Genomic DNA, 25,398 nt, shown 5'->3' with positions numbered 1-25,398 from the left:
TTACGGAAATTGTTATTTATTTGTGACGACTTCCCCGCCGGATGCGGGTGAAATATGCAACTTTTTCGCTTTTCATCTTCCCGTTTCGCTCAACTTAGTATAAAAAAGCAGGCTATTTCGATCATCCCGTTAAGACTCGTGAAGCAAGGAGCTTTCCCTTGAACATTTCCAGGATTTCTCGTCTGGCGTTGGCACTCGCCTTTGGCGTGACGTTGTCCGCGTGCAGCTCAACCCCACCTGACCAGCTGCCATCCGAGCAGGCTGCGCCAGGCACGGCATCCCGCCCTATTCTGTCTGCGGGTGAAGCGAAGAACTTCAGCGCAGCACATTATTACTCTGCGATGGACCCGAACGCGGCTCCGTGGACGCCGTCTTCTATTAGCATTCCTGCACAACCAAACTTCGTGGTTGGCCCGGCAGGCACCCAGGGCGTGACGCATACCAGCATTCAGGCCGCCGTTGACGCCGCCATTACCAAACACAGCGCATCGCGCCAGTACATTGCGGTCCTGCCAGGCGACTATGAAGGGACCGTTTACGTTCCTGCCGCACCGGGCAGCATTACGATTTACGGTACCGGTGATAAAGCCATCGACGTGAAAATTGGTCTGGCGATTGACTCGGAAATCGACCGTAATACCTGGCGTCACCTGGTCAATCCAGCCGGTAAATATATGCCAGGCAAACCGGCGTGGTACATGTTCGACAACTGCCAGAGCAAGCAAACCGCCACAGTGGGCATGATGTGCTCGGCGGTATTCTGGTCGCAGAATAACGGTTTGCAGCTGCAGAACCTGACCATCCAGAACACCCTGGGTGACAGCGTGGATGCGGGTAACCATCAGGCGGTTGCCCTGCGTACTGACGGCGATAAAGTGCAGATCAACAACGTGAACATTCTCGGTCGCCAGAACACCTTCTTCGTGACCAACAGCGGCGTGCAGAATGCCCTGCAGAATAACCGTCTGACCCGTACTCAGGTCACCAATAGCTATATCAAAGGTGATGTGGATATCGTCTCCGGTCGCGGTGCAGTGGTGTTTGATAACACCGAGTTCCGCGTGGTGAACTCCCGCACCCAGCAGGAAGGTTACGTGTTTGCGCCGGCAACCCTGTCCAACATGTTCTACGGTTTCCTGGCCGTGAACAGCCGCTTTACCGCATCCGGTGACGGCGTGGCGCAGCTTGGCCGTTCGCTGGATATCGACTCCGCCACTAACGGCCAGGTCGTCATCCGCGATAGCGTGATCAACGAAGGCTTCAACATGGCAAAACCGTGGGCCGATGCTGCAATCTCCAAACGTCCGTACTCCGGTAACACCGGCGCGATGGATGATAAAGGCAACGTGCAGCGTAACCTGAACGACGCTAACTTCAACCGCATGTGGGAATACAACAACCGCGGTGTGGGTAGCAAAGTGATGGCTGAGCCGAAGCAGTAACCCCGAACTCCGGGCATAAAAAAACCTCGCAAACGCGAGGTTTTTTGTTTTCTACGCCGCTTAGTGCGCGTTAACCACTACCCACATTGGGCCCTGGCCGACGGCATAGCGTCCTTTCTCTTCCAGCAGGCCCTGTTCGCCTTTGATTTCATACAGGGCGATGTGGTGGGATTTCTGCCCCGCCGCCACCAGGAATTTGCCGCTGTTGTCGATATTAAAGCCACGCGGCTGGGTTTCGGTCGGCTGGAAGCCTTCGATCGCCAGCACGCTGCCATCTTCCGAGACGCTGAAAATGGTGATCAGGCTGGAGGTGCGATCGCAGGCGTACAGATGACGCCCGTCCGGGGTGATGTGAATATCTGCCGCCCAGCGGGTGTCGGTGAAATCAGATGGCATCATGTCCAGCGTCTGAACGCGCTCAATCTGGCCTTTCGGATCTTTGAGTTCCCACACGTCGACTGAGCTGTTCAGCTCGTTCACCACATAGGCATACTGCTGATTCGGGTGGAATACCATGTGACGTGGGCCTGCACCCTCAACGGTGGTGATTTCTGCCGGGGTCTGCGCGGCCAGATGTCCGTCGTCGCTCAGGGTGAACAGGCAGATACGATCCTGTTTCAGCGCCGGAACCCACAGGGTGCGGTTGTCCGGGGAGATATTCGCCGAGTGACAGCCTTCCAGCCCTTCAACCACGTCCACAGTCTCCTGTGGAACACCATCGACCAGACGCGTAACGCTGACGCAGCCGGAATTGTAAGAGCCGCTGAACACGAACTGGCCTTTGCGATCGGTGGAGATGTGCGTCGGGCTGCCCGGCAGCGGTGCTTCAGCGATATACGTCAGGGCGCCATCGTCCGGCGCAATGCGGTAGGCCAGTACGCGAAACTCAGGACGCACGCCGACATACAGGAAACGTTTATCCGGGCTGACAACCATCGGTTGCACCTGCCCCGGCACATCAACCACCTGCACCAGCGTGAGCGAGCCTTCCGCATTCAAACGCCAGACGTGGATCTGCTGGCTCTCAGGACTGGCGGTATAAACGGTTTGTTTCATGAATACTCCTCTCCACTGCGCGTAAATTTAACGGTGAATGCTGAATTTTAGTCTGACATTTTGTGGGTCACGCCTCTCGGTGTACCATCCTCTTAGACCTTAAATTCAATATTAACCCGGAAGAACAAATGACCTCGCGTGTGATTGCTCTGGATTTAGACGGTACGCTGTTAACCCCGCAAAAAACCCTGCTCCCCTCTTCGCTTGAAGCACTGAAACGTGCTCAGGAAGCGGGATATCAACTCATGATCGTTACCGGTCGACATCACGTTGCCATTCATCCTTTTTATCAGGCACTGGCGTTAGATACACCTGCAATTTGTTGTAATGGTACTTATTTGTATGATTATCATGCAAAAAAGGTTCTCCAGGCCGATCCGCTGCCTTCGACGCAGGCCCTGCAACTGATAGATTTGCTGGATGAACACGCCATTCACGGCCTGATGTATGTCGATGATGCGATGATGTATGAGCGCCCTACCGGACACGTAACCCGCACCAGCAATTGGGCGCTGTCCCTGCCCGAAGCGCAGCGTCCGGTCTTTACGCAGGTGTCATCTCTGCGCCAGGCCGCTGTGGATGTGAACGCTATCTGGAAATTTGCCCTCACCGACGAAGACACCACCAAACTGAACGCTTTCGCGAAACACGTCGAACAGACGCTGGGTCTGGAGTGCGAATGGTCGTGGCACGATCAGGTGGATATAGCCCGCAAAGGCAACAGTAAAGGCAAGCGCCTGACGCAGTTTGTTGAATCTCAGGGCGGGTCGATGAAAGACGTGATTGCCTTCGGGGATAATTACAACGATATCAGCATGCTGGAAGCTGCCGGAACCGGCGTGGCGATGGGCAATGCTGACGACGCCGTGAAAGCACGCGCCAACGTGGTGATTGGCGACAACACCACCGACAGCATCGCGCAGTATATTTATACCCATCTGCTGTGATCAGGTGGTGATCGACACGCTCTTAATCTGCGCGTAAAGCCACAGGCCAGGTTTGATGCCCAGCTCATCCCTGGCCCACGGGCTGATGCGCGCCCACAGCTTTTTGCTCCCCACTTCCAGCTGCACTTCCACCTGCCCGTTATCGTCCAGACACTGCGCCACTTTGGCGCGCAGAATATTACGGATACTGGTTTGCAGCGGCGGCTGCAGCACCAGAGAAACGTCAGATGCCTGAATACGAATGCGCAGCGCGGATTGCAGCGGCTTGTCGATTTTATTGACCCACAGATGCTGATCGCCCAGCGCCAGCGCGGTCATGGCGTAGTGCGGATGGTGCTCCAGCACGCTGACCTTCAGAACGCTGCTCTGCTGCTCTTTCGGCAGCCACGGGTGCATCACGCTGCTGCCCCACACTTCCTCCAGCGGACCAAAGGCTTTGACGCTGCCGTTTTCAAGCACCAGCACGTTGTCCGCCAGGTGCAGAATTTCATCCAGCGAATGGCTGACGTAGAGCATCGGAATGTTTATCTCGCGCGCCAGACGCTGCAAATACGGCAGCAGCTCGCGTTTACGCGGTAAATCCAGCGAGGCCAGCGGTTCATCCAGCAACAGTAATTCCGGCGCGGTTAACAGCGCGCGCCCAATCGCCACACGCTGCTTTTCGCCGCCAGAAAGTGACGACGGAAGGCGTTCCAGCAATGGCTCAATACCGAGTAGATTGACCAGATTATCAAACTGTCCGGCCATACTTTTTGCCATGCCATAGCGCAGGTTACCGCGCACTTTGTAGTGCGGGAACAGTCGCGCATCCTGGAATACATAGCCGATGCGCCGTTTTTCAGGCGCAAGGTAAATCTTCTTTTCAACGTCGTGCAGCACGCGATTGTTGAGCACAATGCGGCCCGTTTGCGGGCGCGTCAGCCCGCTGATGGCATTAATCAGCGAGGTTTTTCCCGCACCCGACACACCAAAAACAGCGGTGATGCCAGATGCAGGCAATGTTTCATTGAGCGTCAGGCAGTGGTTGCCCAGCGTCTGGCTGAAGTTAAGTTCAAGCATGATTATTTCCCCATCCGCTCGCGGCTCAGACGCGCCAGCCATTCAGAAACCAGCAGTGACACCAGCGCCAGCACGATGGAGATAATGCACAGCCGTGCGGCAGCGCCTTCACCGCCCGGTGTCTGAATCAGGGTATACATCGCCGACGGAATGGTGCGGGTTTCGCCGGGAATGTTAGACACGAAGGTAATGGTCGCGCCAAATTCGCCAAGCGAGCGGGCAAACGCCAGCACCGTGCCGACAATAATACCCGGCAGCGTGAGAGGTAGTGTGATGGTGAAGAACACCCGCCAGCGCCCGGCACCTAAGGTGCGCGCCGCCTGCTCCAGCTTGATGTCAACACCTTCCAGCGCCAGGCGAATGGCTCGCACCATCAGCGGGAACGACATCACCGCCGCTGCCAGTACCGCGCCGCGCCAGCTAAAGGCAAACGTCAGGCCGAACCAGTCATACAAATACTGGCCGATAAAACCGCGTCGCCCCATCGCAATCAGCAATAAGTAACCGACCACCACCGGCGGCAACACGAGAGGAAGATGGAGAACACTGTCGAGCAGAGCTTTGCCCGGAAACCGACAACGCACCAGTAACCAGGCAAAGAAGATCCCAAAGGGCAAACTAAAGGCAACTGCCAGGGAAGAGACTTTAAGGCTCAGCAGCACGGCCTGCCATTCAGGATCGGTCAATATCATTAGTGAGTCGTAAATCCGTAACGTTTAAAGATGGCTGACGCTTCAGGCCCTTTCAGATAATCGTAGAAGGCACTGACCGTCGCATTTTTATGTCCATCAACAATGGCTACCGGGTATTCCACTTTCTTGTGCGAGTCTTCCGGGAACGTACCGACGACTTTCACGCCTTTACCGGCAACCGCATCGGAGCCATAGACAATGCCCAACGGTGCTTCGTTGCGCTCGACCAGCGCCAGTGCGCCACGCACATCTTCAGCCGGAGCCAGTTTTGGTGACAATGTATCCCACGCACCCAGTTTTTGCAGCGCTTCTTTCGCGTAGATACCCGCCGGAACGTGGTCCGGATCGCCCACCGCCAGACGGCCCTCTTTCAGCAGGCTGGTCCAGTTGGTGTCTTTATTAATGGTGAACTCGCCCTGTGCGCTGGCTTTTGGCGCAACCACGACTAGGCTGTTACCCAGCAGAGTTTCGCGGGTTGCCGTATCAATAGATTTTTTCTCAACCGCGTAATCCATCCATTTCTGGTCGGCAGAAATAAACAGATCGGCAGGCGCGCCGGCTTCAATCTGGCGAGCCAGCGTTGAAGAAGAGGCAAACGAAGAGACAACCTCAACATTTTTTTCTTTCTTGTACTGCGCCGCAATGTCCTGCATGGCGTTGGTCAGCGACGCCGCCGCAAAGACCGTGATTTTACCTTCGTCAGCCAGTGCATGTCCGGCGACGGAAAGTGTCAGTGTTGCCCCTGCGAAAAGGCGTAACCATGTACGTGCCATTTGTAGCTCCTGTGAGTGTCGTTATATATCTATAAATATAACGATAACTGTAAGGATAACCTAGCGTTAAATCGTACCGTCTAAGGGGTAAACAAACCTGATGCAAAGTTAACTATCGGCGGGAAAGGCAGAAACTTGAGGGCAAAACGCCCGGACTTGCCGGGCGTTTTGAAAGGAATCAATGCTGCTTTTTAGGCTGGTCTTTGTGACCAATGTTCGAAAAGAGGTTGAACACTTCACCCAGGCCGTAGATGGCGCCGAGGATGATGGCCATCACTACGGGTACCATGATCACGGCGAATACCAGACTTTTCAATAACTCTAACATGGTTTTCTCCAGACACTGTGAATGGCGTATTCTACCCTGGAAAGTCAGAAAAACATCCCCTTTTGTGCGGTAGACTTTGCGCTGTGGGGCAATTGGGTCACAATACGCTTTTTGCCAGGACACCGTCTTATGCAGGCCGAAATTCTCCTTACCCTTCGACTTCAGCAGAAGCTTTTCGCCGATCCGCGACGCATTGCCCTGCTTAAACAGATAGAACAAACCGGCTCGATTAGCCAGGGCGCGAAGAATGCTGGCATTAGCTATAAAAGTGCCTGGGACGCCATCAATGAGATGAATACCCTGAGCGAACAGACGCTGGTCGATCGCGCGACGGGCGGCAAAGGCGGTGGCGGCGCTATTCTGACTCGCTACGGCCAGCGCCTGATTCAGCTTTATGATCTGCTGGCACAAATCCAGCAGAAAGCCTTTGATGTCCTGAGCGATGACGACGCCCTTCCCCTCGATAGCCTGCTGGCGGCCATCTCCCGCTTTTCACTGCAAACCAGCGCACGAAACCAATGGTTTGGCACCGTGACGGCGCGCGACCATGATCAGGTGCAGCAGCATGTCGATATTTTGCTGGCCGACGGCACGACACGGCTCAAAGTGGCGATTACCGCGCAAAGCGGCGAGCGGCTGGGGCTGGACGAAGGCAAAGAGGTGCTGGTGTTGCTCAAAGCACCGTGGGTGAATATCACGCAGGATGCAGAACAAGCCAAAGAGGCTGATAACCAGCTGCACGGTGCCATCAGCCACATTTCGCGCGGCGAAGAACAGTGCGAAGTGCTAATGACCCTGCCGGATGGACAAGTGCTCTGTGCCACAGTGCCACTGTCTGATGCAGAAGATTTGACCGAAGGCGCGAACGTCACCGCCTGGTTCAACGCCGACCGGGTAATTATCGCCACGTTGTGTTAAGTGCGTTGACAAAGATGACGGCAGTGAGTATTCCTGAACTCTATCGCTGCAAAAAATGGGATAACTCATGTCGTCATTGCAAATTTCGCAAGGCACGTTTCGTCTTAGCGACACAAAAACACTTTTTCTGCCTGATTTAACCTTACGCGCTGGTGAAAGCTGGGCGTTTGTCGGCTCCAACGGCAGCGGAAAATCTGCGCTGGCTCGCGCGTTGGCAGGTGAACTCACCCTGCTGAACGGCGAACGCCAGTGCAATTTTACGCGCCTGACGCGCATCTCCTTCGAACAGCTGCAAAAACTGGTCAGCGACGAGTGGCAGCGCAATAACACCGATCTGCTCAGCCCCGGTGAGGACGACACCGGGCGGACCACCGCAGAAATCATTCAGGATGAGCGAAAAGACACGGCCCGCTGTCAGCAGTTAGCGGAACTTTTCGGCATCACCGGCCTGCTGGACCGACGCTTCAAATACCTCTCCACCGGCGAAACGCGCAAAACCCTGCTGTGTCAGGCGCTGATGAACGAGCCGGACCTGCTGATCCTCGACGAGCCCTTCGACGGCCTGGACGTGCACTCCCGCGCACAGCTGGCCACCCTACTCGCCACGCTGAATCAACAGGGTTATACCCTGGTGCTGGTGCTTAACCGCTTTGATGAAATCCCGGATTTTGTGCAGTACGCGGGCGTGCTGGCGGACTGCTCACTGACCGAAACCGGCGAGAAAGACGCGCTGCTCCAGCAGGCGCTGATAGCCCAGCTGGCACACAGCGAAAAGCTCGACGGGATTGCCCTTCCGGAACCCGATGCCCCTTCGGCGCGGCATTTGCTGGAGAGCCACCAGCCGCGCATCGAGCTGAAAAATGGCAGCGTATCTTATAACGATCGCCCGATTCTCGATCGGCTAAGCTGGACGGTGAATCCGGGCGAACACTGGCAAATCACCGGTCCCAATGGCGCGGGGAAATCAACCCTGCTAAGCCTGATTACCGGCGATCATCCCCAGGGCTACAGCAATGATTTGACCCTGTTTGGCCGTCGGCGCGGCAGCGGGGAGACCATCTGGGATATTAAAAAGCATATCGGCTACGTCAGCAGCAGCCTGCACCTGGATTACCGCGTTAGCACCACGGTGCGTAACGTGATTTTGTCCGGGTATTTCGATTCAATCGGCATTTATCAGGCGGTGTCCGACAAGCAGCACAAGCTGGCGCAACAGTGGCTGGATATTCTGGGGATGGATAAACGCGTGGCGGATGCACCGTTCCACAGTTTGTCGTGGGGGCAACAGCGTCTGGCGCTGATCGTGCGTGCGCTGGTGAAACACCCTACTTTGCTGATTCTGGACGAACCGCTACAGGGACTCGATCCACTCAACCGCCAGCTGATCCGCCGTTTTGTTGATGTGTTAATTAGCGAAGGCGAAACCCAGCTGCTGTTCGTTTCACATCACGCAGAGGATGCCCCGTCCTGCATCACGCACCGACTGGAGTTTGTTCCTGAGGGTGAAGGCTATCGCTATCAGTTAGACCGCATTCGCTGAGCATCGTCTTAAAGGGGACTGCAGTCCCCTTTTTCAGATAACTGGCAGCAATACATCACTATCTCTTTGATTTACAATGCGCTGATTCGCTGTGAAATTGACTGTGTAATTCAGTGTAACCGATTCCACTATTTTATCCCATGTCACACTTTTCGCGTCTCTGTTATGCTATGGTTATTACATACCATAAGCCTAATGGAGCGAAATATGCGAGTTCTGGTAACGGGTGGTAGCGGTTACATTGGAAGTCATACCTGTGTGCAACTGCTGCAAAATGGCCACGATGTCATCATCCTCGACAACCTGTGTAACAGTAAGCGCAGCGTGCTGCCCGTCATTGAGCGCCTGAGCGGAAAACAGCCCACCTTTGTGGAAGGCGATATCCGCAACGAAGCGCTGATGACCGAAATCCTTCACGACCATGCCATCGATACGGTTATCCACTTCGCCGGTCTTAAAGCGGTCGGTGAGTCAGTCGCCAAACCCCTCGAATACTACGATAACAACGTCAACGGAACGCTGCGCCTGATTGCCGCCATGCGCGCCGCAAACGTGAAGAACTTCATCTTCAGTTCTTCTGCCACCGTGTACGGCGACCAGCCGAAAATCCCTTACGTCGAAAGCTTCCCGACCGGTACGCCGCAAAGCCCGTACGGCAAAAGTAAGCTGATGGTGGAGCAGATTCTGGCTGACCTGCAAAAAGCACAGCCCGACTGGAGCATCGCCCTGCTGCGTTATTTCAACCCGGTTGGCGCCCATCCGTCAGGCGATATGGGTGAAGATCCGCAGGGTATCCCGAATAACCTGATGCCGTACATCGCTCAGGTGGCGGTAGGACGTCGTGACTCGCTGGCGATTTTTGGCAACGACTATCCGACCGAAGATGGGACTGGCGTGCGCGATTATATCCACGTGATGGACCTGGCCGATGGTCACGTCGCTGCGATGCAGCAGTTGGCGAATAAACCGGGCGTGCATATCTACAACCTCGGTGCAGGCGTGGGCAGCAGCGTACTTGATGTGGTTAACGCCTTCAGCAAAGCCTGCGGTAAACCGGTGGCATATCACTTCGCCCCGCGCCGCGATGGCGATCTTCCCGCGTACTGGGCCGATGCCACCAAAGCCGATAAAGAGCTGAACTGGCGCGTCACCCGCACGCTGGATGAAATGGCACAGGATACGTGGCACTGGCAGTCGCGCCATCCACAAGGCTATCCGGATTAAGGACCCGACATGACTCAATTCAACCCCGTCGATCATCCGCATCGGCGTTTTAACCCGTTAACCGGGCAATGGATTTTGGTGTCTCCGCATCGTGCGAAGCGTCCGTGGCAGGGTGCACAAGAGACGCCAGCCAAACAGACGCTACCGCAGCATGACCCGGATTGCTTCCTGTGTCCGGGCAATACCCGCGTCACTGGCGATAAAAACCCGGATTACAAAAGCACGTACGTGTTTACTAACGATTTTGCCGCGCTGATGACCGACACTCCGGACGCTCCGGAAAGTGAAGATCCGCTGATGCGCTGCGAAAGCGCGCGCGGTACCAGCCGCGTAATTTGCTTCTCGCCAGATCACAGCAAAACGCTGCCGGAACTGAGCCTGAGCGCCCTCACCGACGTGATCACCACCTGGCAACAGCAGACTGCCGAGCTGGGTCAGGATTATCCGTGGGTGCAGGTGTTTGAAAACAAAGGCGCGGCGATGGGCTGCTCTAACCCGCACCCGCACGGCCAGGTATGGGCGAACAGCTTCCTGCCGAATGAAGTCGAGCGTGAAGATCGTCTGCAAAAGGCTTATTACGACGAAAACCAGTCAGCGCTGCTGGCGGATTACGTTCAGCGCGAAATGGCAGACGGCAGCCGCACGGTCGTCGAAACTGAACACTGGCTGGCCGTGGTGCCGTATTGGGCGGCGTGGCCGTTTGAAACGCTGCTCCTGCCGAAAGCCCACGTTCTGCGTATCACCGACTTGAGCGACGCACAGCGCGACGACCTGGCGCTGGCGCTGAAAAAACTGACCAGCCGCTATGACAATCTGTTCCAGTGCTCATTCCCTTATTCAATGGGCTGGCACGGCGCACCGTTTAACGGCGAAGAAAATCAGCACTGGCAGTTACACGCCCATTTTTATCCGCCGCTACTGCGTTCTGCGACGGTGCGTAAATTTATGGTGGGCTATGAGATGCTGGCTGAAACCCAGCGCGACCTGACGGCAGAACAGGCGGCAGAACGTCTGCGCGCTGTCAGCGATGTCCATTACCGCGAATCAGGAGTCTAATAAATGAGTCTGAAAGATAAAACACAATCCCTGTTTGCTGAAAAATTCGGCTACCCTGCCACTCACGCGATTCAGGCTCCGGGCCGCGTCAATCTGATCGGTGAGCATACCGATTACAACGACGGTTTCGTTCTGCCTTGTGCGATTGATTATCAGACCGTGATCAGCTGCGCCAAACGCGACGACCGCAAGGTCCGCGTGATTGCGGCCGATTATGACAATCAAATCGATGAATTTTCTCTCGACGCACCGATTGTGGCCCACGACACCCAGCAGTGGTCCAACTATGTGCGCGGGGTGGTGAAACACCTGCAAAAGCGCAATAAAAACTTCGGCGGTGCGGATCTGGTCATTACCGGCAACGTCCCGCAGGGCGCGGGTTTAAGCTCCTCGGCCTCGCTGGAAGTGGCGGTCGGCACCGTTTTCCAGCAGCTGTATCATCTGCCGCTGGATGGCGCGCAGATTGCGCTGAACGGTCAGGAAGCCGAGAACCAGTTCGTCGGCTGTAACTGCGGAATCATGGACCAGTTGATCTCCGCTCTGGGCAAAAAAGAGCACGCGCTGCTGATCGATTGCCGCACGCTCGGCACCAAAGCCGTTTCCCTGCCAAAAGGCGCGGCGGTAGTGATCATCAACAGCAACTTCAAACGTACGCTGGTCGGCAGTGAGTACAATACCCGCCGCGAACAGTGCGAAACTGGCGCGCGCTTCTTCCAGCAGCCAAAACTGCGTGATGTCACGTTGAATGAATTCAATAAAGTGGCGCACGAGTTAGACCCGATTGTGGCCAAACGCGTTCGTCACGTTCTGACTGAAAACGCCCGTACTGTAGAAGCCGCTTCTGCGCTGGAAAAAGGCGATCTGAAACGCATCGGTGAACTGATGGCGGAATCCCACGCCTCCATGCGCGATGATTTTGAGATAACCGTCCCGCAGATTGATACCCTGGTGGAGATCGTGAAAGCGACCATCGGCGACAAAGGCGGCGTGCGCATGACCGGCGGCGGATTCGGCGGCTGCATTGTCGCGCTGATCCCGGAAGAGCTGGTTCCTGCCGTTCAGGATGCCGTGGCGAAACAGTACGAAGCCAAAACGGGCATCAAAGAGACCTTCTACGTCTGCAAAGCCACCCAAGGAGCTGGACAGTGCTAAACGAAACGCCAACCCTCGCACCTGATGGTCTGTCGTATCGCCTGCTAACCCTGCGTAACAGCGCAGGGATGGTAGTTACGGTCATGGACTGGGGTGCAACGCTACTTTCCGCCCGCGTCCCGATGCCCGATGGCAGCGTGCGCGAAACTCTGCTCGGCTGTGCATCGCCGGAACTTTATGTGAATCAGGCGGCGTATCTTGGCGCATCCGTTGGCCGCTACGCCAACCGTATCGCCAAAAGCCGTTTCTCTCTGGAAGGCAAAGAGTATGTTCTTCTGCCAAGCCAGGGTGAAAACCAGCTGCACGGCGGGCCAGAAGGGTTCGACAAACGCCGCTGGCAAATTGTGCAGCAGAATGACTGCGAAGTGCTGTTTGCGCTGGAATCTGCCGATGGCGACCAGGGATTCCCTGGTAATCTTTCCGCCACTGCCCTCTTCCGCCTGACGGAAGATAACCGCATTTCAATTGAATATCGTGCAACGGTCGACCAGCCCTGCCCGGTCAATATGACCAACCACGCCTATTTCAATCTCGACGGTGAGCAGACAGACGTACGCAACCACAAGCTGCAAATCCTTGCCGATGAGTATCTTCCGGTCGATGAGATGGGCATTCCGTTTGAAGGGCTGAAGGCCGTTACGGGTACCAGCTTTGATTTCCGCAGCGCGAAAACCGTCGCCCAAGATTTCCTGAGTGACGATCACCAGCGCAAAGTCAAAGGCTACGACCATGCCTTCCTGCTACAAGCGAAGGGTGATGTGACTCAGCCTGCCGCACAGGTCTGGTCCGCCGATGAAAAGCTGCAAATGAATGTGTATACCACTGCGCCTGCGCTGCAGTTCTATTCCGGGAACTATCTCGGCGGCACGCCTGCTCGTGAGGAAGGTGATTACAGCGACTGGCAGGGAATGGCGCTGGAAAGCGAGTTTCTGCCGGACAGCCCGAACCATACCGAGTGGCCGCAGCCTGACTGCGTGCTCCGTCCGGGCCAGGAGTATGTGAGCGTGACTGAATATCAGTTTATTGCGCGCTGACACAATGTCAGGTGGCGCTTCGCTTACCTGACCTACGGTTTACGCAGGCCGCGTCATCCGGAAAATAACACTACGGCCCTCGTCCTGAGGGCTTTTTTTTTGCCCGTCTTGCTGAAAATAGCGCCGATCGCAGACAAAATCATAACCCTCAATTCACAAGCATCTTACACTGAGACACTATTTTCGCTATGGTTAGGGTTAAGCGTTGCCGCCTGAGCGATCACGGCAATATAATGAGAATTGTTATCATTCTAATGGTTCTTTTGAGGAGAGAGATATGGCTGTAACTAAGCTGGTTCTGGTGCGCCACGGCGAAAGCCAGTGGAATAACGAAAACCGTTTCACCGGTTGGTATGATGTTGATCTGTCTGAGAAAGGCGTCAGCGAAGCAAAAGCTGCAGGTAAACTGCTGAAAGATGAAGGCTTCAGCTTCGATTTTGCTTATACCTCTGTGCTGAAACGTGCCATCCACACTCTGTGGAACGTGCTGGACGAACTGGACCAGGCATGGCTGCCGGTTGAGAAATCCTGGAAACTGAACGAGCGTCACTACGGTGCGCTGCAGGGTCTGAACAAAGCCGAAACCGCTGAGAAGTACGGTGACGAGCAGGTTAAGCAATGGCGTCGTGGTTTTGCAGTGACTCCACCAGAACTGACTAAAGATGATGAGCGTTACCCAGGCCACGATCCGCGTTACGCGAAACTGACCGATGCAGAGCTGCCGCAGACTGAAAGCCTGGCGCTGACCATCGATCGCGTTGTGCCTTACTGGAACGACACCATTCTGCCACGCATCAAAAGCGGTGAGCGCGTGATCGTTGCGGCTCACGGTAACTCCCTGCGTGCGCTGGTGAAATACCTGGATAAAATGGGCGAAGACGAAATCCTCGAACTGAACATCCCAACGGGCGTGCCGCTGGTGTATGAGTTCGATGAAAACTTCAACCCAATCAAACGTTACTACCTGGGCAACGCTGACGAAATCGCAGCGAAAGCGGCGGCAGTAGCTAACCAGGGTAAAGCGAAGTAATTTTTCGCCAGACATAAAAAAAGCGTGGAGCAATCCACGCTTTTTTATTGCCTGCAAAAGGGTTACGCGCGGCGCGCTTTTACCGCATTCGCCAGCTGACGCAGGATCGCGTCGGTATCTTCCCAACCAATGCAGGCATCGGTAACGCTCTTACCGTATACCAGCGGCTCTCCGCTCTCCAGGTTCTGATTGCCTTCCACCAGATGGCTTTCAATCATCACGCCGATCACAGCTTTCTCGCCGTTTACCAGCTGCTGGCACACGTCCGCACCCACTTCCATCTGCTTTTTAAACTGCTTGCTGGAGTTGGCATGGCTGAAATCGATCATCACGTTCGGTGACAGACCGGCTTTTTCGAGGCCCGATTTCACTTCGGCGACGTGTTTTGCGCTGTAGTTTGGTTCTTTACCGCCACGCAGAATGATATGGCAGTCACCGTTCCCGCTGGTATTCACGATAGCCGAGTGGCCCCATTTGGTCACAGACAGGAAGCAGTGCGGCGCACCAGCGGCATTGATTGCATCAATGGCCACTTTCATGGTCCCGTCGGTGCCGTTTTTGAACCCGACCGGGCAAGACAGGCCGGATGCCAGCTCGCGGTGAACCTGAGATTCCGTGGTACGCGCACCAATCGCGCCCCAGCTCATCAAATCAGCCAGGTATTGCGGGGTGATCATATCCAAAAACTCGCCCGCTGCCGGTAAACCGCTGTCGTTAATTTCCAGCAGCAGTTTGCGCGCGATGCGCAGGCCGTCGTTGATCTGGAAGCTGTTGTCCATATGCGGATCGTTGATTAGCCCTTTCCAGCCGACGGTGGTACGCGGTTTTTCAAAATAGACGCGCATGACGATTTCCAGCTCGCCTTTTAGCTCCTCACGCAGCGTCAGCAGACGCGCAGCATATTCTTTCGCCGCCGCAGGATCGTGGATGGAGCAAGGCCCGATCACCACCAGCAGGCGATCGTCATTACCTTTCAGGATCTTGTGGATCGCTTTGCGGGCATGGGAAACCGTATTGGCGGCATTTTCAGTGGCGGGAAATTTTTCAAGGAGCGCTACAGGCGGTAATAACTCATTGATCTCTTTAATGCGTAAATCGTCGTTCTGATAATTCATGATCGTTCCGGCTCTGACATATTTTTATTAATGAATGCAATCCTTTCAATCTAACTTGTCAGCTTGGAAGTGTAAACGGGCTTTTACACTTCACACGGATAATTCCTGGAATTCCCCTAAAAAACGCGACAAAGTAGCGAATAACGAGATCTGCCCTAAACTTTTTAAATGTAACCACTCTATTTATGCATTTTAACGTGATTCCATTCTGACATAAGTTCAGTTACTGGAATCTTTGACCATTGAGCGAATACTTTCGCGTATGCACTGTTGGAAGAAGTTATCCAGCACATAACGACCAGAACAGGAGCAGCATGATGAAAATGACTAAACTGGCAACCCTTTTTCTGACCGCCACCTTAACCCTGGCAAGCGGGGCAGCACTGGCCGCAGACTCGGCGGGTTCCGACAGCAACGGCCAGGCTAACGCCGCTGCCGCTGCTGGCCAGGAAGCACCGGACGCCAAACAGAATTTGGCACCGAATAATGTTGATAACAACAACATCAATACCGGCAGCGGAACGAGCGGCGGTACTATGCTTCACCCGAACGGGACCGACTCGGGGACCATGAACCATGACGGTATGACCAAAGACGAAGTGCACAAAAATTCGATGTGTAAAGATGGGAAATGCCCGGATAAAAGCATCGATAGCGACACTAAAACCGACGGCACCACGCAGTAATATCAGCCCGATCGGATAAATGAAGGGGAGCGAAAGCTCCCCTTTCTTTTTTGTGCAAAATGTTAAAAAATCTACCCTTAGAATAATAAATCATCAGGACAGAGTTCATGGCGCACACGCATTCTCATTCGCACTCTTCGGGGGACGAAAACGCTAAACGTCTGATGCTGGCTTTCGGCATCACGGCTTCGTTTATGGTTATCGAGGTTGTCGGCGGACTTATTTCTGGTTCACTGGCCCTGCTGGCGGATGCGGGTCATATGCTCACTGACGCCGCCGCACTGCTGTTCGCGTTAATCGCCGTGCAATTTGCCCGCCGTCCACCTAATGCACGCCATACGTTTGGCTGGCTACGCCTGACCACACTCGCCGCTTTCGTCAATGCCATTGCGCTGGTAGTGATTACTGTCTTAATCGTTTGGGAAGCCTTCCAGCGTTTCCGCCATCCGCAGCCTGTTGCCGGAATGACGATGATGGTGATTGCCGTCGCCGGGTTGCTGGCTAATATTCTTGCGTTCTGGATTTTGCATCGTGGCAGTAGCGAGAAAAATCTTAATGTACGTGCGGCGGCGCTGCACGTGCTGGGCGATCTGCTGGGATCAGTAGGTGCTATTGTCGCGGCACTGGTAATTATCTACACCGGCTGGACGCCTATCGACCCTATTCTGTCGGTACTGGTCTCGTGCCTGGTGCTGCGTAGCGCATGGGGATTATTAAAAGAGAGTGTGAACGAACTGCTGGAAGGCGCGCCGGTGTCACTGGATATTCCGGCGCTAAAACGCAAAATGTGCCGGGATATCCCGGAAGTGCGCGATGTACATCATGTTCACGTCTGGCTGGTCGGTGAGAAACCGGTGATGACCCTGCACGTACAGGTCATTCCGCCGCACGATCACGATGCTCTGCTGGGACGTATCCAACACTTCCTGGAACATCATTACGAAATTTCACACGCCACCATCCAGATGGAGTATCAGACCTGCAACGGGTCGGACTGCCATCTCAATGAGACACAGTCCGACCATTCACACCATCACCACCATTAACTGGACAGCGCGTGGGAGCCACGCTGACGCGCGCTGTTAATCCACATCCGGCTGCCGTTCAGGGCGATAAAGGTGAGCAGGAGATATTCCAGCGACATAGCGTAGACGCCCTGCAACGCGAAAATCACCACGCTAATGACGTTGATGATCACCCACAACAGCCAGTTCTCTACGTACTTACGCGTCATCAGGATCATCGCGGCGATAGACAGCACCATCATGCAGGAATCCCAGAACGGGAAAGCATCTGGCTGAAGTTCGGGCATTGTGACGTTCAAACCCAGGCTGGACATCACCGACACCGCAATGCGGGTCAGGAAACCAAACACCGGGTTGATGAAGACTGTCATCAGACCAATCGCCACCACGCAGGCAACAAGCCAGGCGATAGCCTTTGGTAAAGGCAGCCAGCGAATCTGTAGCTCGGCTTCCTTCTCACTGTTTTGCCGTGACCAGGCGTACCAGCCGTAGATGTTCGCGGCGAAGAAAAACAGCTGCAACAGCAGGCTCGCATAGAGCTGAATCTGGAAAAAGATAATCGCAAACAGCGTGACGTTAATCAGGCCAAATGCATAGTTGCTTATCTTCTCCAGACTCGCCAGCCAGATGCAGAGCAACCCTGCCAGCGTACCGATGGCTTCAATCCATGACAGGTCGTAGCCGCCCGCCCCGATCGGTATGTGAACCAGGATGTTCTGCGTGCTAAAAAAATCCATCTTTTCCCCAGAGCGTAGTGATACGCGTTATCTCATCTCAGGAGCGTAGTGTAGCCGCAAAATCGAGCATGCGGTTAAGCGGAATTAACGCGCCCTCACGCAACGCAGCGTCGACATGGATTTCATGTGCCGCTCCGCCAGATTCCAGCCCTTCAGCAATCGCCTTGAGGCCATTCATAGCCATCCACGGACAGTGTGCGCAGCTACGGCAGGTGGCCCCTTCTCCGGCGGTCGGCGCTTCGAACAACTCTTTGTCCGGTACCGCCTGCTGCATTTTATAAAAGATGCCGCGATCGGTGGCGACAATCAGTTTCTGGTTCGGCAGGGTTTTCGCCGCATTAATCAGTTGGCTGGTGGAGCCGACCGCATCTGCCATGTCGACCACCGACTGTGGAGATTCAGGATGCACCAGAATCGCCGCTTCAGGATAGAGGGCTTTCATGCGCGCCAACGCCTGAGTTTTGAACTCGTCGTGCACAATACACGCACCCTGCCAGCACAGCACGTCTGCGCCAGTTTGCTTCTGCACGTAATTGCCCAGATGCTTATCCGGTGCCCAGATGATTTTTTGCCCCAGACTGTCCAGATGCTCAATGAGTTCAACCGCGATGCTGGAAGTAACCACCCAGTCAGCGCGCGCTTTCACGGCAGCAGACGTGTTGGCGTACACGACGACCGTACGGTCTGGGTGGGCATCGCAAAACGCGCTGAATTCGTCGATCGGACAGCCTAAATCCAGAGAGCACTCCGCATTGAGCGTAGGCATCAGGATGGTTTTTTCCGGACTGAGGATTTTCGCCGTCTCACCCATGAAGCGTACGCCCGCAACGAGCAGCGTTGAGGCAGGATGTTTCGCCCCAAAACGCGCCATCTCAAGAGAATCGGAGATACAGCCGCCGGTCTCTTCCGCCAGCTGCTGGATTTCGGGATCGGTATAGTAATGCGCGACCATCACCGCATCTCGCTCCTTCAACAGGCGCTTGATTTTTTCACGGTAAAACTGTTTTTCGTCCCGATTGAGTGGCACGGGTTTCGGCGGGAAAGGATAGATTGCGGCTTCAGGATCAAACATCACGCTCATCATTGCTTCTCGTTTTACTGGCTTAACAATAATGTCTCTCTTTTGCGTTCTGAACGAAAGATATGACATTTGTGTTTTGTATACTAAACAAGATAGCGCGTTGAGCGGAAAAAGTCACAATATTTGGATAGCAAAAAGGCGCCTTTAGGGCGCCTTTTTACATAGAGATTTAACATCAAGTCACAATGCTAAAATTGGTGGGTCGTGCAGGATTCGAACCTGCGACCAATTGATTAAAAGTCAACTGCTCTACCAACTGAGCTAACGACCCCTTTCGGGACTTGCAAATTGTATTCAGGCTGGTGGGGCGTGCAGGATTCGAACCTGCGACCAATTGATTAAAAGTCAACTGCTCTACCAACTGAGCTAACGCCCCTTCCGGGTGCTGCCTGAATTTTCACTTAAAACTGTAGTATTGGTGGGGCGTGCAGGATTCGAACCTGCGACCAATTGATTAAAAGTCAACTGCTCTACCAACTGAGCTAACGCCCCAAATGGTGGGTGATGACGGGCTCGAACCGCCGACCCCCTCCGTGTAAAGGAGGTGCTCTACCAACTGAGCTAATCACCCAACGCATACTACCGGGTACTACAGGAAAATCTTAAGTGGTGGGTCGTGCAGGATTCGAACCTGCGACCAATTGATTAAAAGTCAACTGCTCTACCAACTGAGCTAACGACCCACTTTTTTCGCGGCTTTCGGGCTGTTCGATATCCCTTGGCAACGGCGGCATATATTACTGATTTAAGAATTCAGCGCAACAAAAATTTCGACGAAGATCACTTAACTGCTTACGAATCAGGCAGCACGACCAGAAATAATGCGATTTCTGGTCATGCGACACTCAACCCATCGATCCAAGACGTTTTTGCGCTTGTTTTGCACCTTCGGTGCCAGGGTACTTCGTGACCACCTGCTGATAAACGGCCTTCGCTTTCGCGCTGTCGCCTTTATCCTGCATGATGACGCCGACCTTAAACATGGCATCAGGCGCTTTAGGTGATTTTGGGTAATTTTTCACCACGGAGGCAAAATAGAACGCAGCATCATCCTTTTTCCCCTTGTTGTAATTCAACTGACCGAGCCAGTAATTGGCATTCGGCTGATACGTTGAATCCGGGTACTTTTTCACGAAGTTCTGAAACGCCGCGATAGCGTCGTCCTGACGCGATTTATCCTGCACCAGGGCAATGGCTGCGTTGTAGTCAGTATTCGCGTCACCGCTCTGTACAGGAGCACCTGTTGAGGCTGACGCATCTGCCGATGGCGCTGGAGTGGCTGTCGCCGCCCCACTCTGATCGCCAGCCGCAGGTTGCGCCGTTGCACCACCGTTGCTCATGCCGTCGATCTGCAACAGGATCTGCTTCTGACGCTCGACAACCTGGTTCAACTGGTACTGACTTTCCTGAATCTGACCACGGAGAGAATCAATATCGTTTTGGTTATCGGAGAGTTGCTGCTGGAGTTGGGTTAAAAGCTGACTATGAGCGTTAGAAATACGCTCGAGTTGAGTGACGCGGTCTTCGACCGAGCCGGAGCCGACACTACTGATTGGTGCCTGAGCAAAAGCGGCCCAGGGGGCCGCTATTCCAACCAGTAACGACAGACTCAATAGTTGATGTCTGAAGTTACTGCTCATGCAATTCTCTTAGTAAACCAGTACGGCACGACGGTTTTTGGAGTAAGCCGCTTCGTCATGACCCAGTACTGCAGGTTTTTCTTTACCGTAAGAAACGATGGAGATCTGGTCAGCAGAAACGCCTTTACCCTGCAGGTACATCTTAACGGCGTTCGCACGACGCTCACCCAGGGAGATGTTGTACTCAGGAGTACCACGTTCGTCCGCATGACCTTCTACGGTGACTTTGTAAGATGGGTTGCTACGCAGGAAGTTTGCGTGCGCATCCAGCATCGCAGCGAAGTCAGAACGGATGTCATACTTGTCCAGATCGAAGTAAACAATGTTGTTCTGCTGCAGCTGCTGCATCTGAAGACGCGCTTGCTCTTCAGAAGACATGTTGCCGTTACCGTTAGCGTCCATACCAGTGCCGGCACCCATCATGCCTTCGCCGCTCTGGTCGTTGCTTGCATTCTTGTTGGAAGAACACGCCGCGATTGCCATTACAGGCAGAGCGATCATCAGCCCCTTCAGCACTTTGTTCAGTTGCATTTCTAAGATTCCTTTAGTAATCAATTAATTATTATTTACAGATACGGCGACCAGGCAGGTGATTTTACCTGTCCATCAGTTGCCGGAATACGCGCTTTGAAACGCCCATCTGTAGAAACCAGATTCAGCACAGATCCCATCCCCTGAGAAGAGCTGTAGATTACCATCGTGCCGTTAGGTGCCAGACTTGGCGTTTCATCCAGGAACGTTGACGATAAAACTTGCACGCCACCCGTTACCAGATCTTGTTTGGCAATGTGCTGCTGGCCACCAGCAGAACTGACCATTACCATAAATTTACCATCACTGCTTACATCAGAATCCTGGTTTTGTGAACCTTCCCAGGTGATGCGCTGCGGTGCACCGCCATTCACATTGACTTTGTATACCTGCGGGCGGCCCGCCTGGTCAGACGTGAACGCCAGATTCTGGCTGTCCGGGAACCAGGTTGGTTCAGTGTTGTTGCTACGACCATCAGTCACCTGACGGATCTGGCCGGAACCGATATCCATCACGTAGAGGTTCAGGCTGCCTGTTTTAGACAGAGCAAATGCCAGTTTAGAACCATCCGGTGAGAATGCAGGCGCACCGTTGTGACGTGGGAACGAAGCCACCTGACGCACAGCGCCGTTGGACAGCGTCTGGATAACCAGTGCTGAACGACCACTTTCGAAGGTCACGTAAGCCAGTTTAGAACCATCCGGTGACCATGCCGGAGACATCAGCGGCTGCGGTGAACGGTGTACGGTGAACTGGTTATAACCATCGTAGTCAGACACGCGCAGTTCATACGGGAACTGGCCGCCGTTAGTCTGAACAACATAAGCGATACGGGTACGGAAGGCACCTTTAATACCGGTCAGCTTCTCGAACACTTCATCACTCGCAGTGTGACCCGCGTAGCGAAGCCACTGCTTGTTCACTTTATACGAGTTCTGCGCCAGAACGGTGCCTGGCGCGCCACCAGTATCTACCAGTTGATACGCCACGGTGTAGCCACCGTCCGGATTCGGAGTCACCTGACCCACAACCACGGCATCAATACCCAGTGCAGACCAGGCAGCAGGCTGAACTTCCTGAGCGGTACCCGGCTGCTGCGGCAGACGAGAGCGATCTAATGGATTGAATTTGCCGCTGTTACGCAAGTCAGCCGCAACAATGCCGCCAACATCTTCAGGTGCAGCGCCAGGGCCTGCCCACTGGAACGGAACAACGCCAATTGGACGCGCGGAGTCCACCCCTTGGGTGATCTCAATGCGTACCTCTGCGTGCAGCACAGCTGCCCACAGCATAAAGAAACTTACTGCAACACGTAATGCCTGCTTCATCATATCTCCCTTATCTGGGTAACCTTACCCACGATAATTTAGCAGAATGTTAACAAACTCAAATAGACAAAACTACCAGAACCCTGTGACTAAACCTGGTCTATTTTTCCCCGTTTGCACGGAGAAATTGTGACTTAAGGTTTAAAGTCCAGCGGCGCATTTTTAAAGACTTCATAGACGGCTTGCGAAGGTGGTTTTGGCATCTTCGCCTGACGTGCCGCTGCCAGCGCAGCAGTACACAGGGCCGGATCGCCACCTTCGGACTGAATATCAAGTAACATGCCATCCGGTGCCAGTTTTATCCGCAGCGTACACGTTTTACCGGCATAAGATGAAGCATCATAAAATCGACTTTCAATCGCTGATTTAATCTGCGAGGCATAGCCATTGATTTCAGCGCCTGAAGCGCCGTTATTCTTAGTGTTACCACTTCCTGCAGGCGACGCGTTACTTCCTTTCGCCCCGCCGCCCGTTTTCGGTGCATTCTTACCTGAACTCAGGTCACCGAAAAGGTCGTCAACATCTGATGCTGAAGCTTTTTCCGACGCGGCTTTTTTGGCCGCGGCAGCTTTGGCGGCTGCTGCTTTATCGGCAGCGGCTTTCTTATCTGCAGCAGCTTTTTCAGCGGCAGCGGCTTTTTTGTCGGCCGCAGCCTTCTCAGCAGCAGCGGCTTTTTCAGCCGCGGCCTTCTCTGCTGCAGCCGCTTTCTTCGCAGCATCGGCAGCGGCTTTCTTCTCCGCCTCCTGAGCTGCTTTCTTCGCGGTTTCTGCTTCAGCTTTCTTCTGTGCATCAGCGGCGGCTTTCTTCGCCGCTTCTGCTTGTGCTTTTTTCTCTGCGTCAGCAGCCGCTTTCTTCACGGCTTCGGCTTCAGCGACTTTTTGGGCATCAGCTGCGGCTTTCTTCGCTGCGTCAGCGGCTTGTTTTGCCTGAGCATCAGCCTTCGCTTTGGCATCCGCTGCGGATTTTGCTGCCGCCTCTTCTGCCTGCTTTTGCTGCTCTTGCGCTTTTTGAGCGGCAGCTTCAGCCTGTTTCTGCTGATCCGCCTGCTCTTTCGCCGCTTCTTGCGCCTGCAAACGTTCTTTCTCGAGCTGCTTCAGACGCTCTTGCTCCGCGGCCTGTTTTTCACGCAGTTCCTCGGCTTGCTGTTGCGCCTGTTTGTCACGCTGCTCTTCAGCTCGTTTTGCACTCGCCTGCTGCTGTTGCTGACGATTATAGTTTTGCACTACCGCGCCGGGATCTACCATGACGGCGTCGATGGAAGAGCCCCCACCACCGCCGGCTGACGCGTCAATGTGCTCATCGAACGAACTCCAGATCAGCACTGCAAAAAGAATCACATGCAGCACTGCGGAGACAATTATCGCTCGCTTAAGCTTGTCGTTTTGTTCGGTTGCCTTTGACACTATCGGTTCCCAAAAACTGTGCAGATGATTAGATCGGTTGCGTCATCAAGCCTACCGACTTAACACCCGCGCTATGTAGCAAGTTCAGCGCTTTAATAATTTCATCGTAAGGCACATCTTTGGCGCCACCGATTAAGAAGACCGTTTTCGGATTTGACTCCAGGCGGCGCTGCGCTTCAGCAATAACCTGCTCTGGCGGCAGCTGATCCATACGATCTTTCTCAACCACAACGCTGTATTGCCCCACGCCGGAAACCTCAATAATGACCGGAGGATCGTCATTGCTGCTTACCGCTTGTGATTCTGTCGCATCCGGCAGATCAACTTCAACGCTCTGGGTAATGATCGGCGCTGTCGCCATAAAGATCAGCAGCAGCACCAGCAATACGTCCAGCAGCGGTACGATATTGATTTCGGACTTAAGTTCGCGACGATTTCGTCCACGCGCTCTGGCCATGGTTTACCCCTTGTTACTCTCGGTGCTGGTAAACGCCTGACGGTGCAGAATCGCCGTGAACTCTTCCATGAAGTTGTCGTAGTTCAGTTCCAGTTTGTTCACGCGCTGGTTCAGTCGGTTATAGGCCATAACCGCCGGAATAGCGGCGAACAGACCGATTGCGGTCGCGATCAGAGCTTCTGCGATACCCGGTGCAACCATTTGCAGCGTAGCCTGTTTAACCGCACCCAATGCGATAAAGGCGTGCATGATCCCCCACACGGTACCAAACAGACCGATATACGGGCTGATAGAACCTACCGTGCCAAGGAACGGGATGTGCGTTTCAAGGGATTCCAGTTCACGGTTCATCGAGATGCGCATAGCACGCGATGCCCCTTCAACGACCGCTTCAGGTGCATGATTGTTAGCACGATGCAGCCGAGCGAACTCTTTGAAACCGCTATAGAAAATTTGTTCGGAGCCTGAAAGGTTCTCACGACGTCCCTGGCTTTCTTGATATAAACGAGAAAGCTCGATACCCGACCAGAACTTGTCTTCAAATGCTTCGGCTTCACGGCCAGCAGCGTTAAGAATACGGGTTCTCTGGATAATGATGGCCCAGGATGCGATTGAAAAACCAATCAAAATCAACATGATAAGTTTAACCAGAAGGCTAGCCTTCAGGAACAAATCAAGGATATTCATGTCAGTCACTGCTTAAACTCCGCGACAATAGACTTAGGAAGCGCACGAGGCTTCATGATGAGTGGATCAACACAAACAATCAGAACTTCTGCTTCGTTCAAAACTGTGTTCTCTGCGTTGACGATCCGCTGCGTGAAAACCAGTGAGGTTCCACGCATTGATGTTATTTCCGTTTGGACTTCGAGCATATCGTCGAGTCTGGCGGGTGCAAAATACTCCAGCGTCATCTTGCGTACCACGAAGGCAACTCGCTCAGCCAACAAAACCTGTTGGCTAAAATGATGATGGCGCAGCATCTCAGTGCGTGCCCGTTCATAAAAAGCAACGTAGCTGGCGTGGTAGACCACACCCCCGGCATCGGTATCTTCGTAGTAGACCCTGACCGGCCATCGAAACAGCGTTGTATTCACTTTACATCCTGGTAATGCAACAAAAGTTTAGAGCTTTTAAACTTCGC

Annotated in this window: 26 protein-coding genes and 5 tRNA genes; 11 read left to right on the top strand and 20 right to left on the bottom strand. The window is 54.1% G+C overall.

Annotation, left to right across the window (positions count from 1 at the left end; translation table 11 throughout):
- Positions 1 to 158: 158 nt before the first annotated feature.
- On the top strand, positions 159 to 1,442 hold the full coding sequence (locus tag JBO43_RS17105; RefSeq protein WP_202674755.1) for a putative acyl-CoA thioester hydrolase: 1,284 nt from the start codon (positions 159 to 161) through the stop codon (positions 1,440 to 1,442).
- A 60-nt stretch (positions 1,443 to 1,502) separates the two neighbouring features.
- On the opposite strand, the gene pgl is transcribed toward JBO43_RS17105, so the two are convergent.
- Entirely contained in the window at positions 1,503 to 2,498 is a 996-nt protein-coding gene (gene pgl / locus JBO43_RS17100; protein ID WP_103948776.1) for a 6-phosphogluconolactonase, read from the bottom strand.
- A 128-nt stretch (positions 2,499 to 2,626) separates the two neighbouring features.
- On the opposite strand from pgl, the gene JBO43_RS17095 reads away from it, so the two are divergent.
- Positions 2,627 to 3,445 carry a pyridoxal phosphatase gene (locus JBO43_RS17095; protein ID WP_095281303.1) on the top strand — a complete coding sequence of 273 codons (819 nt, stop codon included), beginning with the start codon at positions 2,627 to 2,629 and terminating at the stop codon, positions 3,443 to 3,445.
- Here JBO43_RS17095 and modC read toward each other — a convergent pair whose 3' ends face one another.
- The 4 genes from modC to JBO43_RS17075 form a co-directional block, all read right to left on the bottom strand.
- Positions 3,446 to 4,504 carry a molybdenum ABC transporter ATP-binding protein ModC gene (gene modC, locus JBO43_RS17090; RefSeq protein WP_103946961.1) on the bottom strand — a complete coding sequence of 353 codons (1,059 nt, stop codon included), beginning with the start codon at positions 4,502 to 4,504 and terminating at the stop codon, positions 3,446 to 3,448.
- Positions 4,505 to 4,506: 2 nt separating this feature from the next.
- Complete coding sequence (gene modB / locus JBO43_RS17085) at positions 4,507 to 5,196, bottom strand: molybdate ABC transporter permease subunit (RefSeq protein WP_095281301.1); 690 nt, start codon at positions 5,194 to 5,196, stop codon at positions 4,507 to 4,509.
- Positions 5,196 to 5,969: a molybdate ABC transporter substrate-binding protein gene (gene modA / locus JBO43_RS17080; protein ID WP_095281300.1), complete on the bottom strand. Its 774-nt coding sequence runs from the start codon at positions 5,967 to 5,969 to the stop codon at positions 5,196 to 5,198. Before modA ends, modB begins: the two co-directional genes overlap by 1 nt.
- 178 nt (positions 5,970 to 6,147) lie before the next feature.
- Positions 6,148 to 6,297 carry an AcrZ family multidrug efflux pump-associated protein gene (locus JBO43_RS17075; protein ID WP_032638956.1) on the bottom strand — a complete coding sequence of 50 codons (150 nt, stop codon included), beginning with the start codon at positions 6,295 to 6,297 and terminating at the stop codon, positions 6,148 to 6,150.
- Between the two features lie 129 nt (positions 6,298 to 6,426).
- Here JBO43_RS17075 and modE point away from each other — a divergent pair, with 129 nt between their 5' ends.
- The 7 genes from modE to gpmA all read left to right on the top strand — a co-directional run bounded on the left by modE (position 6,427) and on the right by gpmA (position 14,251).
- Entirely contained in the window at positions 6,427 to 7,215 is a 789-nt protein-coding gene (gene modE / locus JBO43_RS17070; protein ID WP_095281299.1) for a molybdenum-dependent transcriptional regulator ModE, read from the top strand.
- A 67-nt stretch (positions 7,216 to 7,282) separates the two neighbouring features.
- Complete coding sequence (gene modF / locus JBO43_RS17065) at positions 7,283 to 8,755, top strand: molybdate ABC transporter ATP-binding protein ModF (protein WP_202674754.1); 1,473 nt, start codon at positions 7,283 to 7,285, stop codon at positions 8,753 to 8,755.
- A 207-nt stretch (positions 8,756 to 8,962) separates the two neighbouring features.
- Positions 8,963 to 9,979, top strand: coding sequence for a UDP-glucose 4-epimerase GalE (galE, locus tag JBO43_RS17060; RefSeq protein ID WP_103946963.1), 1,017 nt, complete (start codon positions 8,963 to 8,965; stop codon positions 9,977 to 9,979).
- A gap of 9 nt (positions 9,980 to 9,988) precedes the next feature.
- Positions 9,989 to 11,035 carry a galactose-1-phosphate uridylyltransferase gene (gene galT, locus JBO43_RS17055; protein ID WP_103946964.1) on the top strand — a complete coding sequence of 349 codons (1,047 nt, stop codon included), beginning with the start codon at positions 9,989 to 9,991 and terminating at the stop codon, positions 11,033 to 11,035.
- A 3-nt stretch (positions 11,036 to 11,038) separates the two neighbouring features.
- A complete protein-coding gene (gene galK / locus JBO43_RS17050) occupies positions 11,039 to 12,187 on the top strand; it encodes a galactokinase (RefSeq protein ID WP_202674753.1) in 1,149 nt (382 codons plus the stop codon).
- Positions 12,181 to 13,221, top strand: coding sequence for a galactose-1-epimerase (galM, locus tag JBO43_RS17045; protein WP_095281294.1), 1,041 nt, complete (start codon positions 12,181 to 12,183; stop codon positions 13,219 to 13,221). Before galK ends, galM begins: the two co-directional genes overlap by 7 nt.
- Positions 13,222 to 13,498: 277 nt before the next feature.
- The gene (gpmA, locus tag JBO43_RS17040) at positions 13,499 to 14,251 is read left to right on the top strand and encodes a 2,3-diphosphoglycerate-dependent phosphoglycerate mutase (RefSeq protein ID WP_102105244.1); all 753 of its coding nucleotides are present in this window, start codon (positions 13,499 to 13,501) and stop codon (positions 14,249 to 14,251) included.
- A gap of 62 nt (positions 14,252 to 14,313) precedes the next feature.
- On the opposite strand, the gene aroG is transcribed toward gpmA, so the two are convergent.
- On the bottom strand, positions 14,314 to 15,366 hold the full coding sequence (gene aroG / locus JBO43_RS17035; protein WP_103948781.1) for a 3-deoxy-7-phosphoheptulonate synthase AroG: 1,053 nt from the start codon (positions 15,364 to 15,366) through the stop codon (positions 14,314 to 14,316).
- 317 nt (positions 15,367 to 15,683) lie between these two features.
- On the opposite strand from aroG, the gene JBO43_RS17030 reads away from it, so the two are divergent.
- Together JBO43_RS17030 and zitB are read left to right on the top strand one after the other, a co-directional pair.
- Positions 15,684 to 16,052: a protein YbgS gene (locus JBO43_RS17030; RefSeq protein ID WP_095281291.1), complete on the top strand. Its 369-nt coding sequence runs from the start codon at positions 15,684 to 15,686 to the stop codon at positions 16,050 to 16,052.
- A 107-nt stretch (positions 16,053 to 16,159) separates the two neighbouring features.
- Positions 16,160 to 17,098, top strand: a complete 939-nt coding sequence (zitB, locus tag JBO43_RS17025) for a CDF family zinc transporter ZitB (protein ID WP_103946966.1) — start codon at positions 16,160 to 16,162, stop codon at positions 17,096 to 17,098.
- Here zitB and pnuC read toward each other — a convergent pair.
- From pnuC to ybgC, 14 genes are all read right to left on the bottom strand, one after another.
- A complete protein-coding gene (gene pnuC, locus JBO43_RS17020; RefSeq protein ID WP_095281289.1) occupies positions 17,095 to 17,814 on the bottom strand; it encodes a nicotinamide riboside transporter PnuC in 720 nt (239 codons plus the stop codon). The two genes, zitB and pnuC, sit on opposite strands and share 4 nt — an antisense overlap.
- Before the next feature lie 37 nt (positions 17,815 to 17,851).
- Positions 17,852 to 18,895 carry a quinolinate synthase NadA gene (gene nadA / locus JBO43_RS17015; protein ID WP_095281288.1) on the bottom strand — a complete coding sequence of 348 codons (1,044 nt, stop codon included), beginning with the start codon at positions 18,893 to 18,895 and terminating at the stop codon, positions 17,852 to 17,854.
- A 195-nt stretch (positions 18,896 to 19,090) separates the two neighbouring features.
- Positions 19,091 to 19,166 (bottom strand) — tRNA-Lys (locus tag JBO43_RS17010).
- A 29-nt stretch (positions 19,167 to 19,195) separates the two neighbouring features.
- Positions 19,196 to 19,271 (bottom strand) — tRNA-Lys (locus tag JBO43_RS17005).
- Positions 19,272 to 19,311: 40 nt separating this feature from the next.
- Positions 19,312 to 19,387: transfer RNA gene (locus JBO43_RS17000), tRNA-Lys, on the bottom strand.
- 3 nt (positions 19,388 to 19,390) lie between these two features.
- Positions 19,391 to 19,466 (bottom strand) — tRNA-Val (locus JBO43_RS16995).
- Between the two features lie 36 nt (positions 19,467 to 19,502).
- Positions 19,503 to 19,578: transfer RNA gene (locus tag JBO43_RS16990), tRNA-Lys, on the bottom strand.
- 162 nt (positions 19,579 to 19,740) lie between these two features.
- Positions 19,741 to 20,535, bottom strand: coding sequence for a cell division protein CpoB (cpoB, locus tag JBO43_RS16985; protein ID WP_202674752.1), 795 nt, complete (start codon positions 20,533 to 20,535; stop codon positions 19,741 to 19,743).
- A 9-nt stretch (positions 20,536 to 20,544) separates the two neighbouring features.
- Positions 20,545 to 21,066, bottom strand: coding sequence for a peptidoglycan-associated lipoprotein Pal (gene pal / locus JBO43_RS16980; protein WP_003858578.1), 522 nt, complete (start codon positions 21,064 to 21,066; stop codon positions 20,545 to 20,547).
- 35 nt (positions 21,067 to 21,101) lie between these two features.
- A complete protein-coding gene (gene tolB / locus JBO43_RS16975) occupies positions 21,102 to 22,394 on the bottom strand; it encodes a Tol-Pal system beta propeller repeat protein TolB (RefSeq protein ID WP_095281286.1) in 1,293 nt (430 codons plus the stop codon).
- Positions 22,395 to 22,528: 134 nt separating this feature from the next.
- A complete protein-coding gene (gene tolA / locus JBO43_RS16970) occupies positions 22,529 to 23,797 on the bottom strand; it encodes a cell envelope integrity protein TolA (RefSeq protein ID WP_095281285.1) in 1,269 nt (422 codons plus the stop codon).
- A gap of 28 nt (positions 23,798 to 23,825) precedes the next feature.
- Positions 23,826 to 24,254, bottom strand: a complete 429-nt coding sequence (gene tolR, locus JBO43_RS16965) for a colicin uptake protein TolR (protein WP_095281284.1) — start codon at positions 24,252 to 24,254, stop codon at positions 23,826 to 23,828.
- Between the two features lie 3 nt (positions 24,255 to 24,257).
- A complete protein-coding gene (tolQ, locus tag JBO43_RS16960; protein WP_095281283.1) occupies positions 24,258 to 24,950 on the bottom strand; it encodes a Tol-Pal system protein TolQ in 693 nt (230 codons plus the stop codon).
- A complete protein-coding gene (ybgC, locus tag JBO43_RS16955) occupies positions 24,947 to 25,351 on the bottom strand; it encodes a tol-pal system-associated acyl-CoA thioesterase (RefSeq protein WP_032617092.1) in 405 nt (134 codons plus the stop codon). The genes tolQ and ybgC overlap by 4 nt, the downstream gene beginning before the upstream one ends.
- Between the last annotated feature and the right edge of the window lie 47 nt (positions 25,352 to 25,398).

Origin of the sequence: Lelliottia jeotgali (genome assembly GCF_016771845.1) — a bacterium.
Taxonomy (GTDB): Bacteria; Pseudomonadota; Gammaproteobacteria; order Enterobacterales; family Enterobacteriaceae; genus Enterobacter; species Enterobacter jeotgali.
The sequence above is the reverse complement of the archived record's forward strand: the minus strand, read 5'-3'. Positions and strand labels throughout refer to the sequence as shown.